Origin of the sequence: Micromonospora sp. SD12 (assembly GCF_052068495.1) — a bacterium.
Lineage (GTDB): Bacteria > Actinomycetota > Actinomycetes > Mycobacteriales > Micromonosporaceae > Micromonospora > Micromonospora echinofusca.
Genome location: NZ_JBQHDF010000002.1, coordinates 283,028 through 295,679, shown reverse-complemented (window position 1 = coordinate 295,679; position 12,652 = coordinate 283,028). Strand labels below are relative to the sequence as shown.

Annotated in this window: 9 protein-coding genes and 2 pseudogenes; 9 read left to right on the top strand and 2 right to left on the bottom strand. The window is 74.1% G+C overall.

Translation table 11 applies throughout. The annotated features are described in order from the left end of the window. Positions 1-7 precede the first annotated feature (7 nt). Together ACTMS2_RS05120 and ilvA are read left to right on the top strand one after the other, a co-directional pair. Complete coding sequence (locus ACTMS2_RS05120) at positions 8-1,405, top strand: amidase (protein WP_441174335.1); 1,398 nt, start codon at positions 8-10, stop codon at positions 1,403-1,405. A 50-nt stretch (positions 1,406-1,455) separates the two neighbouring features. Continuing rightward, on the top strand, positions 1,456-2,676 hold the full coding sequence (ilvA, locus tag ACTMS2_RS05115; protein ID WP_089001942.1) for a threonine ammonia-lyase: 1,221 nt from the start codon (positions 1,456-1,458) through the stop codon (positions 2,674-2,676). 150 nt (positions 2,677-2,826) lie between these two features. Here ilvA and greA read toward each other — a convergent pair whose 3' ends face one another. Then, positions 2,827-3,324 carry a transcription elongation factor GreA gene (greA, locus tag ACTMS2_RS05110; RefSeq protein WP_441174334.1) on the bottom strand — a complete coding sequence of 166 codons (498 nt, stop codon included), beginning with the start codon at positions 3,322-3,324 and terminating at the stop codon, positions 2,827-2,829. A gap of 155 nt (positions 3,325-3,479) precedes the next feature. Then, complete coding sequence (locus ACTMS2_RS05105) at positions 3,480-3,914, bottom strand: DUF4307 domain-containing protein (RefSeq protein ID WP_441174332.1); 435 nt, start codon at positions 3,912-3,914, stop codon at positions 3,480-3,482. A 193-nt stretch (positions 3,915-4,107) separates the two neighbouring features. Here ACTMS2_RS05105 and mca point away from each other — a divergent pair, with 193 nt between their 5' ends. The 7 genes and pseudogenes from mca to purE all read left to right on the top strand — a co-directional run bounded on the left by mca (position 4,108) and on the right by purE (position 11,989). Continuing rightward, complete coding sequence (gene mca, locus ACTMS2_RS05100) at positions 4,108-4,989, top strand: mycothiol conjugate amidase Mca (protein ID WP_441174331.1); 882 nt, start codon at positions 4,108-4,110, stop codon at positions 4,987-4,989. Between the two features lie 48 nt (positions 4,990-5,037). Further along, positions 5,038-5,331: a hypothetical protein gene (locus ACTMS2_RS05095; protein WP_363904647.1), complete on the top strand. Its 294-nt coding sequence runs from the start codon at positions 5,038-5,040 to the stop codon at positions 5,329-5,331. Between the two features lie 221 nt (positions 5,332-5,552). Beyond that, positions 5,553-8,042: a putative bifunctional diguanylate cyclase/phosphodiesterase gene (locus ACTMS2_RS05090; RefSeq protein WP_441174651.1), complete on the top strand. Its 2,490-nt coding sequence runs from the start codon at positions 5,553-5,555 to the stop codon at positions 8,040-8,042. Between the two features lie 84 nt (positions 8,043-8,126). Next, a pseudogene (locus ACTMS2_RS05085) lies at positions 8,127-9,381 on the top strand (thioredoxin domain-containing protein); the annotation flags it as partial. A 65-nt stretch (positions 9,382-9,446) separates the two neighbouring features. Further along, positions 9,447-10,172, top strand: a pseudogene (locus ACTMS2_RS05080) (hypothetical protein); the annotation flags it as partial. A gap of 90 nt (positions 10,173-10,262) precedes the next feature. Next, the gene (locus ACTMS2_RS05075) at positions 10,263-11,444 is read left to right on the top strand and encodes a 5-(carboxyamino)imidazole ribonucleotide synthase (protein ID WP_441174330.1); all 1,182 of its coding nucleotides are present in this window, start codon (positions 10,263-10,265) and stop codon (positions 11,442-11,444) included. A 53-nt stretch (positions 11,445-11,497) separates the two neighbouring features. Further along, positions 11,498-11,989 carry a 5-(carboxyamino)imidazole ribonucleotide mutase gene (gene purE / locus ACTMS2_RS05070; protein WP_089001934.1) on the top strand — a complete coding sequence of 164 codons (492 nt, stop codon included), beginning with the start codon at positions 11,498-11,500 and terminating at the stop codon, positions 11,987-11,989. Positions 11,990-12,652 lie beyond the last annotated feature (663 nt).

Genomic DNA, 12,652 nt, shown 5'->3' with positions numbered 1-12,652 from the left:
TGGGAGGGTGGCCGTGCAGGACATCATGCCGACCTGGGTGGGGGCGACCGCCAAGCAGATCGCCCGGGGCGTACGCCGGGGCGACGTCACGGCCACCCAGGTCGTCGCCGACCACCTGGACCACATCGTCCGGGTCGACGCCGACCTCGCCGCGTTCCGCACGGTACGCGGCGGGGAGGCGATCACCGAGGCGGAGAAGGTCGACGAGCAGGAGGACCTGGCCAACCTGCCGCTGGCCGGGGTGCCGGTGGCGGTCAAGGAGAACACCGCCGTCGCCGGGCTGCCCACCTGGAACGGGTCGGCGGCCGTGCGTACGCCGGTGGCCGAGGCCGACCACGAGGTGGTCCGCCGGCTGCGCGGCGCCGGCGCGGTGATCCTCGGGGTGACCCGGATGCCGGAACTCGGCCTCTGGGGCATCACCGACGACGAGACCGCCGTCACCCGCAACCCCTGGGACACCGGGCGTACCCCCGGCGGCTCGTCCGGCGGGGCGGCCGCCGCCGTCGCCGCCGGCCTGGTGCCGATCGCCCACGGCAACGACGGCCTCGGGTCGATCCGCATCCCGGCGGCCTGCTGCGGCCTGGTCGGGCTCAAGCCGGGCCGGGGCGTGGTCCCCTGTCAGCTCGGCGCGGACGACTGGTTCGGCCTCACCGAGCACGGCATGCTCACCAGCACGGTCGCCGACGCGGCCGTGGGCTTCTCGGTGCTGGCCGGCCGTCGCCCGGACAAGCTGGTGCCGCCGCAGCGGCTGCGGGTGGGCGTCTCGCTGCGTTCGCCGGTGCGGGGGGTGCACGCGGACGCGCCCAACCGGGACGCGGTCGCCGCCGCCGGCCGGCTGCTCGCGGGCGCGGGCCACGACACCGTGCCCGCCGATCCGGTCTACCCGACGGCGCTGGGCCTGCAGGGCATCGCCACCTGGTTCGCAGCGGCAGCCGCCGACGTGCGGGCCGCCGGGCTGGACCGGCGCGGCCTCCAGCGGCGCAGCCGCCGCCACGTCGCCCTCGGCGAGTGGGCGCAGCGGCGCGGGTACGTCCGGGAGGCCGACCGGGCCGCCTGGCGCGAGCGCTCGATCGGCTTCTTCGCCGACCACTCGGTCGACCTGCTGCTCACCCCGGCCCTGGCGACCGTGCCGCCGGAGGCCACGGGCTGGTCCGGCCGGTCCTGGCGGGCCAACATGCTGGCCAGCATCCGCTACGCCCCGTTCGCCGCGCCGTGGAACATCGCCGGGCTGCCCGCGCTGGTGGTGCCGGTGGGCCGCCGCCCGGACGGCCTGCCGGTCGCCGTGCAGCTGGTCGGCCCGCCCGGCAGCGAGCTGCTGCTGCTCGGCGTCGCCGGTCAGTTCGAGATGCAGGCCCCCTGGCCCCGGCACGCGCCCGGCTACCCCCGCGTCCCCGCCGCCGTCTGAGAGGTGGCGTGCGCGCGTCGGCGCGGGTGCAGGGTGGCACGATCAGGGGCATGACGGAACTGGTCGGTCTCGCCGACGTACGGGCCGCGCGGGAACTGCTCGCCGGCGTCGTCCGCACCACCCCGCTGGAGCCCTCCCGGCCGCTCAGCGCGGCGCTGGGCGGACCGACGTGGCTCAAGTGCGAGAACCTGCAACGCGCCGGCTCGTACAAGGTGCGTGGCGCGTACGTGCGGATCTCCCGGCTGTCGGAGGCGGAGCGGGCCGACGGGGTGGTCGCGGCGAGCGCCGGCAACCACGCCCAGGGGGTGGCGCTCGCCGCCGGCCTCGTCGGTACGCACGCCACCGTCTTCATGCCGGTGAACGCGCCGCTGCCGAAGGTGGCCGCCACGAAGGGGTACGGCGCCCAGGTCGAGCTGGTCGGCAACACCGTCGACGAGTCCCTGGTCGCGGCGCAGACCTACGCCGAGCGGACCGGGGCGACGCTGATCCACCCGTTCGACCACCGGGACGTGATCGCCGGCCAGGGCACGGTGGCCCTGGAGATCCTCGAACAGTGCCCCGAGGTCAGGACGATCATCACGGGGGTGGGCGGCGGCGGGCTGGTCTCCGGCATGGCGGTGGCGGCCAAGGCGCTGCGGCCCGACGTGCGGATCATCGGGGTGCAGGCCGCCGGGGCGGCCGCGTTCCCGCCCTCCCTGGTGGCCGGCGAGCCCGTACGCCTCCCGGCGTTCGGCACCATCGCGGACGGCATCGCGGTCGGCCGGCCGGGGGAGCTCACCTTCACCCACGTCCGCAAGCTGGTGGACGAGATCGTCACGGTCTCCGAGGAGGACATCTCCCGTGCGCTGCTGATGCTGCTGGAGCGGGGCAAGCAGGTGGTCGAGCCGGCCGGCGCGGTGGGGGTGGCCGCGCTGCTGGCGGGCGTCGTCGAGGTGCAGGCGCCGGTGGTGGCGGTGCTCTCGGGCGGCAACATCGATCCGCTGCTGATGCTGCGGGTGATCGAGCACGGTCTCGCCGCCGCCGGGCGCTACCTGCGGGTGACCGTGCGCTGCTCCGACCGGCCGGGCCAGCTCGCGTCGCTGCTCGGCGAGATCGCCGAACACCGGGCGAACGTGGTGGACGTGGAGCACCAGCGGGCCAACCCGCACCTGCGCCTCGGCGAGGTGGAGGTGGCCCTGTCGGTGGAGACCCGGGGGGTCGAGCACTCCGACACGCTGATCAGCGCGTTGCGGGCCAGCGGCTACCAGGTGGTCTTCGCCGGCGAGGCGTGACACCGGGACCGGTGTCACGCCTCGCCGCGTCGTTCGTCGTCGCCACCTGCCCGGTGGCGTGTCGCCGCCCGGTGCCGGGTCACCGGCGGGCGTGCCGTCCGCTCGGTCTGCCGGGCGGGCGGGACTCAGGCCGGGCCCGCCGGACGGGGGTCAGCCGGAGAACGGCTCGAAGCTGACCACGGTCACCTTGATGTCGGCCCCGCTGGGGGCGGTGTAGGTGCAGGTCTGGCCGGGCCGACCGCCCAGGATCGCCTGGCCCAGCGCCGACTCGGGGCTGTAGACCGTCAGCTCGGTGGTCGACGCGATCTCCCGGGAGCCGAGCAGGAACGTCTCGGTGTCGTCCTTGTCGTCGTCGAAGTAGATCGTCACGACCATGCCGGGCGACACCACGTCGGCGGTCGGTGCCCCGCCCACCTTTGCGGTGCGGAGCAGCTCCTTCAGGTAGAGGATGCGCCCCTCGGCCTTGCCCTGCTCCTCGCGGGCGGCGTGGTAGCCACCGTTCTCCCGCAGGTCGCCCTCCTCGCGCCGGGCGTTGATCTCGGCGGCGATGACCGGCCGGTTGGCGATCAACTCGTCGAGCTCGGCCTGGAGCCGGTCGAATGCGTCCTGGGACAGCCAGGTGGCGGGCGCCTCGTTGCCAGTGGACACAGGCGGTCTCCTCGTTCGTGCGTGCTGGCTGACAGGTGAACTTCCAAGCTACCAGTGCGGTACGACACAGGGTGCGCTCGAGCACCGCCGGTGCCGCCGGCACCGGGGCAGCCCCGGGCATCCGTGCCGGTGCGCCCGGAGCGTGTCGTGGCTGCTCAGCCCGGGGGCCGGCAGCGCATCACCTCGCCGATGAAGGGCCGGGCGGTGGTAACCAGCCGGTGCTGGGTGCTCACGTGCCGTTGGTCGGGCCGGGCGGTCACCGTCACCTCTTCCCGGCCCACCTCGGCGCCGTCACGGTCGCGGGCGCGCACCAGGCACACCGCCGAGCCGCCCTCCGGCACGGTGACCCGGAAGTCCACCAGCACCTGGCTGTCGGTGATCCCGGTGTAGGTGATCACCTCGGCGTCGTAGTTCGGATCGCCGTACTGCCGGTAGAGCCGCACCGCGACCAGGGTCATGACGGCCACCATGGCGACCGCCAGCAGCACCGCCAGCAGCGGCCGTCGGCGCCCCGGCTCCCGGCGGCGGCCGTACCGGCCCGGCGGGAAGGCGGGCGCGCCCGGCGGAAGTGTGGCGTGCGTCTCGGTCACCGCTGGGTATCTCCTGGCGTCGTTGTCGGAGGCATCGGCAAGAATGGCAGAGTTCCATCCTCCCAGCCCGTCCCGTCGTCAAATATGGCAGGTCGGCACCGGCAGGTCCCCGGCGCGGGGGAGGATTCCGGCAGGTCAGCCGGGCGGTCCTGCGGGGGGTCCGCCGGCGGGCTAGAGACGAGGAGCGCCGACGTTGGCAGAGCAACTGCGACTGATGGCCGTCCACGCGCACCCCGACGACGAGTCGAGCAAGGGCGCCGCGACCATGGCGAAGTACGTCGCCGAGGGCGTGGACGTCCTGGTGGTCACGTGCACCGGCGGCGAGCGCGGCAGCGTGCTCAACCCGAAGATGGACCGACCGGACGTCTGGGCCAACATCGCCGACGTCCGCCGGGCCGAGATGGACGCCGCGCGGGCGATCCTCGGCGTCGAGCAGGCATGGCTCGGCTTCGTCGACTCCGGCCTGCCCGAGGGCGACCCGCTCCCGCCGCTGCCGGAGGGCTGCTTCGCCCTCCAGGACGTCGAGGTGGCGGCCGGCCCGCTGGTGCGGCTGATCCGCCAGTTCCGTCCGCACGTCGTCACGACGTACGACGAGGAGGGCGGCTACCCGCACCCCGACCACATCATGACCCACAAGGTCAGCGTGGCCGCGTTCGAGGCCGCCGGCGACCCGGAGCGCTACCCGGAGCTGGGCGAGCCGTGGCAGCCGCTCAAGCTCTACTACGACATCGGCTTCTCCAAGGGCAAGATCATGGCGCTGCACGAGGAACTGCTCGCCGCCGGCCTCAACTCGCCCTACGAGGAGTGGATCAAGCGCTGGGAGGACCGCCCCGACAAGGGGCCCCGGATCACGACCCGGGTCGAGTGCGCCGACTACTTCCCCGTCCGCGACGACGCGCTGCGCGCCCACGCCACCCAGATCGACCCCGACGGCTTCTGGTTCCAGGTGCCGATGGAGCTGCAGCGGCGGGCGTGGCCGACGGAGGACTTCGAGCTGGTGCGCTCGCTGGTCGACAGCCCGCTGCCCGAGTCGGACCTCTTCGCCGGGGTGCGCGAGACGGCCTGTGCCCGCTGAGTCGGGGCCGGGCTACCCTGGTCACCAACCGCAATCCGGAGGAACGCCATGCTGACCGCCGCACAGGTGCTCGCCCAGAACAACTTCGGGGACACCCGCACGGGTGGCCTGGCCGGCCCGATGGGCCTCTTCCTCATCCTCGTTCTGGCCGCCGCCACCGTCCTGTTGATCCGCAACATGAACTCCCGGCTGCGTCGCCTGCCCGACCGGTTCCCCCAGCAGGGCCCGCCGGCCACGCTCGACCGGGCGGACGCGGAAGTCGTCGATCCGACAGAGGGCACGCAGGCGCAGGATTCATCCACCCCTGCTCCCACCGGGCGTCAGCAGCGTCGCAACGGCTAGTCCACGCATGATTCACGTCGAACCCGGTCGTCGCCCCCTGTTGCGGCCACCGGGTTTGCCTTAGCCTCTCGCCGGGGGGACCAAGAGTTCCCGAGCCGTGCGCGGGAGGGGGCGCCGATGACCACCACACCAGCGGCAGCCCGTCGTGACGGCGAGCGGCCCGCGGGCGGAGCGGCTCGGTGACCTCCGGCAGGGCCGGCGAGTCGACCGACCGGCTCGAAATCCGCGGCACCCCCGCGCGGCTGCTCCTGCTCACGGTCGCCGTCGCGCTGACCGCCCTGGTCGCCGCCGGCCTGGGGTGGACCGCGCCGACCCGCCTGCCCGCAGACGACCCGCTCGGCGGGCCGGCCCGGTTCGGGCTCGCCGTCGCCGTGTTCGCCGTCGCCCAGCTGGCCCGGCTGCGGTTCCGCACCGCCGCCGGGATGGTGAGCATCACCTGGGGCGAGGCGGCGCTGATCATCTGCCTCTACCTGACGCCCACCGGCTGGCTCCCCTCCGCCGCGCTCCTCGGGGCCGCCCTCGCCTGGTCGGCCATGTCGCTGCTCGGCGACCGGCGGCCGGTCCTGGAGGTCGTCCGGATCACCGCCTCCCTGACCGCCGCCACCGCCCTGGCCGTCTCGGTCACCACCTGGCTCGGCGAGCCGCTGCTGGCGACGCCCACCCCGGCGCTCGCCCTGGCCGTGCTCGCGGGGTCGGTCACCTACCTCCTCGCCACCGCCTGGCTCGGCGGCGCCACCCTGGCGCTGCGCCACGGCATCCCCGTCGGGCCGCCGCTGCTCGCCGCGCTGCGGGGCAAGCTGCTCATGTTCGTCGGGAACGTGGCCGTCGGCCTGGTCGTGGTGGCGCTGCTGGAGCTCGACGCGCGCTGGCTGCTGCTGCTCCCGCCGCCGCTCTGGCTGCTCCAGCAGACCTACCGGCACCGGTTGCGCGCCGACCAGGAACGCCGCACCTGGCGGGCCTTCGCCGAGGCCACCGCCGCGCTCAACCAGCTCGACGAGCGGGGCGTCGCCACGGCCGCGGTGACCGGCGCGCTGGCCGTCTTCAACGCCGAACTCGTCGACGTCGACGTGGCGCGCGGCGACGGACGGTGGCGGCGCTACCGGGGTGATCCGGGCGGCCAACTGGTCGACCGCGAGGTCGCCCCGCCCGGCCGGAGCGAGCCCGAGGGTCACGAGCTGGTGCGTACCCTCACCGTGGGTGCGGCCCGGGTGGGCGAGCTGCGCATCCGGTTCCCGCGCTCCGCGCCCCCGACCGCCCGGGAACACGACGCCGTCGCCGCGTTCGGCGACGCTGTCGCCGCCGCGCTGCACGACGCCGCGACCCACCGGGAGCTGCGACTGGTCACGGCCCGCTCGTCGTACGAGGCGGTGCACGACCAGCTCACCGGGCTGGCGAACCGGTCTGCTCTGCTCAGCAAGGGCGACCAGGCGCTGCGCCAGCTCGCCCACGACCACCCGGTCGCGCTGCTGCTGCTCGACATCGACCAGTTCAAGGAGGTCAACGACACCCTCGGGCACGCCGCCGGCGACCAGCTGCTGCGGCTGACCGCCAACCGGCTGGGCACCCTCGCCCGCCCCGGGGACCTGCTCGCCCGCCTCGGCGGCGACGAGTTCGCGCTGCTGCTGACCTCGGTCCCGGTGATCGGCGACCGGGCCGCTCCGATGACGTACGCGCTGCGGCAGGCCCGCGAGATCGCCGAGCGGCTCGCCGCGCCGACCGAGGTGGCCGGGGTACGGATGTCCGTCGAGGTCTCCGTCGGGGTGGTGGTCGCCGACGCCGGCACCGCCGACCTGACCGAGCTGCTGCGCCGGGCCGACATCGCCATGTACCAGGCCAAGGAGGGCGGCGGCAGCGTCGCCGCGTACGACTCCGCCCGGGACGCCGCGAGTACCGACCAGCTCGCCCTGCTGGCCGAGCTGCGCGAGGCGCTGAAGACCGACGACCAGCTCGTGCTGGCGTTGCAGCCGGCGGTGGACCTGACCACCGGGGCGCCGACCGGGGTGGAGGCGCTGATCCGCTGGCGGCACCCGCGCCGGGGCTGGCTCGGGCCGCACGACTTCATCCGCCCCGTGGAGAACAGCGAACAGCTCGGCACCTTCACCCGCTACGTGCTGGACAAGGCGCTCGCCGTGGCCGCCGGCTGGGCCGGCGACGGGCTCGACGTGCCGATCTCGGTCAACCTGTCGGCGCGCAGCCTGCTCGACCCCCGCCTGCCCGCCGACATCGGCGATGCCCTGCGCCGGCACCAGGTGCCGCCGGACCGGCTGGTCCTGGAGATAACCGAGACGGTGGTGATGAGCGAGCTGGAGGTCATCGACGAGGTGCTCGCCACCCTGCGGTCGATGGGCGTGCAGCTCGCCGTCGACGACTTCGGCACGGGCTTCTCCTCGCTGACGTTCCTCACCCGGATCGCGGTCGACGAGCTGAAGGTGGACCGCTCCTTCGTGATCCGGATGGCCGACTCCCCGGAGGCGGCGGCGATCGTGCGTACCACCGTCGGTCTCGCCCACGAGCTGGGGCTGCGGGTGGTCGCCGAGGGCGTGGAGACCGCCGAGCAGCGCCTGGCGCTGGCCGAGCTGGGCTGCACGGCCGCCCAGGGCTACCACTTCTTCAAGCCCATGCCGGCCGACAAGATCGGCGCGGTCCTGGGCACCCTCCTCGACGAGGCCCGCCCCAACGTCCTGCCGCTGCGCGCCGACGGCGCCTCCTGACCCCGCCAGGCCGCCTGCGAGGCGGCGGTCCCGTCGGGTGCCGGAGCGCGGGCGGGCGCGCCACGGGATGGTTATGGTCGTCGGGTGAACCGACTCGCTGACGCCACGAGCCCGTACCTGCTCCAGCACGCCGACAACCCGGTCGACTGGTGGCCCTGGTGCGACGAGGCGTTCGCCGAGGCGAAGCGCCGGGACGTGCCGGTGCTCATCTCGGTCGGCTACGCCGCCTGCCACTGGTGCCACGTGATGGCCCACGAGTCGTTCGAGAACGAGCAGGTCGGGGCCCTGGTCAACGACGACTTCGTCGCCATCAAGGTGGATCGCGAGGAACGCCCCGACGTCGACGCCGTCTACATGACCGCCACCCAGGCGATGACCGGGCAGGGCGGCTGGCCGATGACCGTCTTCGCCACGCCCGACGGCACCCCCTTCTTCTGCGGCACCTACTTCCCCCGGCCGAACTTCGTCCGGCTGCTCCAGTCGGTCGCCGCCGCCTGGCGGGACCAGCGCGACGCCGTGATCCAGCAGGGCGCCGCCGTGGTCGAGGCGATCGGCGGCGCGCAGGCCGTGGGCGGGCCCACCGCGCCGCTGGACGCCGCGCTGCTCGACGCCGCGGCCGACCAGCTCGCCAAGGAGTACGACGCCACGAACGGCGGGTTCGGCGGGGCGCCGAAGTTCCCGCCGCACATGAACCTGCTCTTCCTGCTGCGGCACCACCAGCGCACCGGCTCCCCGCGCAGCCTGGAGATCGCCCGGCACACCTGCGAGGCGATGGCCCGGGGCGGCATCTACGACCAGCTCGCCGGCGGCTTCGCCCGTTACTCCGTCGACGGGCACTGGACCGTGCCGCACTTCGAGAAGATGCTCTACGACAACGCGCTGCTGCTGCGGACGTACACCCAGCTCTGGCGCCTGACCGGTGACCCGCTGGCCCGCCGGGTCGCACAGGACACCGCCTGGTTCCTCGCCGACGAGATGCGTACGCCGTCCGGCGGGTTCGCCTCGGCGCTGGACGCCGACACCGAGGGCGTCGAAGGATCGACCTACGTCTGGACGCCGACCCAGCTCATCGAGGTGCTGGGGGAGGAGGACGGCCGCTGGGCCGCCGACCTGTTCGCCGTCACCGAGGCCGGCAGCTTCGAGCACGGCACCAGCGTGCTGCGGCTCGCCCGGGACGTGGACGACGCGGACCCGGCCCTGACGCGGCGCTGGCAGGACGTCGTCGACCGGCTGCTCGCGGCCCGCCGGGAACGGCCGCAGCCGGCCCTGGACGACAAGGTGGTCGCCGCCTGGAACGGCCTGGTCATCACCGCGATCGCCGAGTTCAACCGGGTGGCCGACACGTTCGGGCCGGCCGGCCCCGACGACGGGTCGCAGACGCTGGAGGGCGTCGCCGACGGCACCTATGGCGCGATGCGCGACGCCGCCGAGTACCTGGCGAGGGTGCACATCGTCGACGGGCGGCTGCGCCGCGTGTCCCGCAACGGGGTGGTCGGCGATCCCGCCGGGGTGCTGGAGGACTACGGCTGCGTCGCCGAGGCGTTCTGCGCCATGCACCAGGTCACCGGCGAGGGGCGTTGGCTGGAGCTGGCCGGCCAACTGCTCGACGTCGCGCTGGAGCGGTTCGCCGCCCCGGGCGGTGCCTTCTACGACACCGCCGACGACGCCGAACGGCTGGTCAGCCGCCCCGCCGACCCCACCGACAACGCCACCCCGTCCGGGCGCTCCGCGATCGTCGCGGCGCTGGTCGCGTACGCGGCGCTGACCGGCGAGACCCGCTACCGGGAAGCCGCCGAGGCGGCCCTGTCGACCGTGGCGCCCATCGTCGGCCGGCACGCCCGCTTCACCGGCTACGCGGCCACCGTCGGGGAGGCGCTGCTCTCCGGACCGTACGAGATCGCGGTGGTCACGGACGACCCGGCCGGGGACCCGCTGGTCGCGGCGGCACACCGGCACGCCCCACCCGGCGCGGTGGTCGTTGCGGGCCGCCCCGGTCAGCCCGGCATGCCCCTGCTCGCCGACCGGCCGATGGTCGACGGGCGGCCCACCGCGTACGTCTGCCGGGGTTTCGTCTGCGAGCGCCCCGTGACGGCGGTGGACGACCTGATCGGCCAGCTCGGCCGGCGCTGAGTCGCACGGCCGGGGCGGCCGGGACCGGGGGTCGGGGATGCGGCAGCCGGCGACACAGGTCGCGGGGCGTGCCGATAGGCTGACGCCGCTATGGATTCCCGTACCGGTCTGCCCGTTGTCGGCATGGTGGGCGGTGGCCAACTGGCCCGGATGACCCACCAGTCCGCGATCGCCCTCGGCCAGTCGCTGCGCGTGCTCGCGCTGGCCCCCGACGACGGCGCCGCGCTGGTCGCCGCCGACGTCCAGTACGGCGACCACACCGACCTCGCCGCGCTGCGCACCTTCGCCAAGGCCTGCGACGTGGTCACCTTCGACCACGAGCATGTCCCCACCGAGCACATCCGGACGCTGGCGGCCGAAGGCGTGAAGCTCTTCCCGCCGGCCGACGCGCTGCTGCACGCCCAGGACAAGCGGGCCATGCGGGAGCGGCTCGGCGAGCTGGGCGCGCCGAACCCGGCGTGGCGACCCGTGGCGGAGCCCGCCGACCTGGTGGCGTTCGGCGACGAGGTCGGCTGGCCGGTGGTGCTCAAGGCGGCCCGTGGCGGGTACGACGGCCGGGGCGTCTGGCTGGTCGACGACGCGACGCAGGCCGACGGGCTGGCGAAGACCCTGCTGGCCGGCGGCACCCGGCTGATCGTCGAGGAGCGGGTGCCGCTGCGCCGGGAGCTGGCCGTGCAGGTGGCGCGCTCGCCGTTCGGGCAGGTCGCCGCGTATCCGGTGGTCGAGACGGTGCAGCGGGACGGCATCTGCGTCGAGGTGCTCGCCCCCGCGCCGGGCCTGCCGGAGGAGCTGGCGGTAGCCGCCCAGCAACTCGCCATCGACCTGGCGACCGCGCTCGGCGTGGTCGGCCTGCTCGCCGTGGAGCTGTTCGAGGTGGCCGACCAGACGGCGCCCGCCGGCAGCCGGATCGTGGTGAACGAGCTGGCGATGCGGCCGCACAACTCCGGGCACTGGACCATCGAGGGCGCGCGTACGTCGCAGTTCGAGCAGCACCTGCGCGCCGTGCTCGACTACCCGATGGGGGACACCTCGCTGACCGCTCCCGTGGCGGTGATGGCGAACGTGCTCGGCGGCGACCCGGGCGGGATGTCGATCGACGAGCGGCTGCACCACCTCTTCGCGGCCGAGCCGGGCGCCAAGGTGCACCTCTACGGCAAGCAGGTGCGTCCCGGCCGCAAGATCGGGCACGTCACGGTGCTCGGTGACGACCTGGACGACGTACGGGCGCGGGCCGCGCGGGCCGCCCGCTGGCTGCGCGAGGGGCACGAGTGAGCGTGACAGGTCAGGTTGCCGGCCCCGAGGGCGCGAACGAGAGGCAGAGCGCGGTGAGCGTCGTTGGGCTGATCATGGGCAGCGACTCGGACTGGCCGACGATGAGGGCTGCCGCCGAGGCGCTGGACGAGTTCGAGGTGCCCTACGAGGTCGAGGTCGTCTCGGCCCACCGTACGCCGATCAAGATGATCGACTACGGACGCGCCGCGGCCGACCGGGGCCTGAAGGTCATCATCGCCGGGGCGGGTGGCGCGGCGGCGCTGCCCGGCATGGTCGCCTCGGTCACCCCGCTGCCGGTGATCGGCGTCCCGGTGCCGTTGAAGCACCTCGACGGGATGGATTCGCTGCTCTCCATCGTGCAGATGCCGGCCGGTGTGCCGGTGGCCACCGTGTCGATCGGCAACGCCCGCAACGCCGGGTTGCTCGCCGTCCGCATCCTGGCCGCCGCCGACCGCACCCTGCTCGACCGCATGTCGGCCTACCAGGCCGACCTGGAGCAGTTGGTCGCCGAAAAGGACGCCGCCCTGCGCGCCTCCCTCGCCTGACCTGCGCCTCCCCATGCCGCCCGGGGCTGCCGACCTGACCGGCGGACGGCACAAGCGCCGCCTCTGGCCCAGGCCCTCCCACGCGGTGCCTGCTCCGCTGCGCGTCGTGCCTCCCACGCCGCTTCGCGCTTCCCGCCGCGCCTGCGTCTCCTGCCCCACTCCGCCCCTCGCGCCGTGCGGTTCCTCGCGCTGTTCCGCCCCTCGCGCTGTTCCGCCCCTGCCTGTCGAGCTTGCGCCTTCCGCACCGCTTCGCGCCTCTCCTGGCTCTCCGTGTCGTTCTTGCCCTTGCGCCGGACCTGTCTCGCGCGGTATCCAGCGGCCGGGCTACCGGATCGGCGGCTCGGCCGATGCCGTTGTTGCTCCGCCTCGCCAGCGCTCCGATCCGCTGCCCGTGAGCCCGGATCGGCCACCAGGAGGCCGATAGGCCACGGGGGTCGTCACTTGAAGTAACCGGGCAGTCCGTCACTCAGCGTTGCCATCTTGACCCGGAGGGGTCTGATCCCTTCGGGCCCTTTGCTCTGCATCCATCGACGCACCGCCCATCTGAGCTGGCACTTCTCTTTTGGTTGTCTGGACGAGGCGGCCAGGACTCGTAACGCATTGTGAGTGGTGCGCCGGTGGCTGCAGAGCAAAGGGCACAGAGGGCGGGTGGCCGTTGCTCCT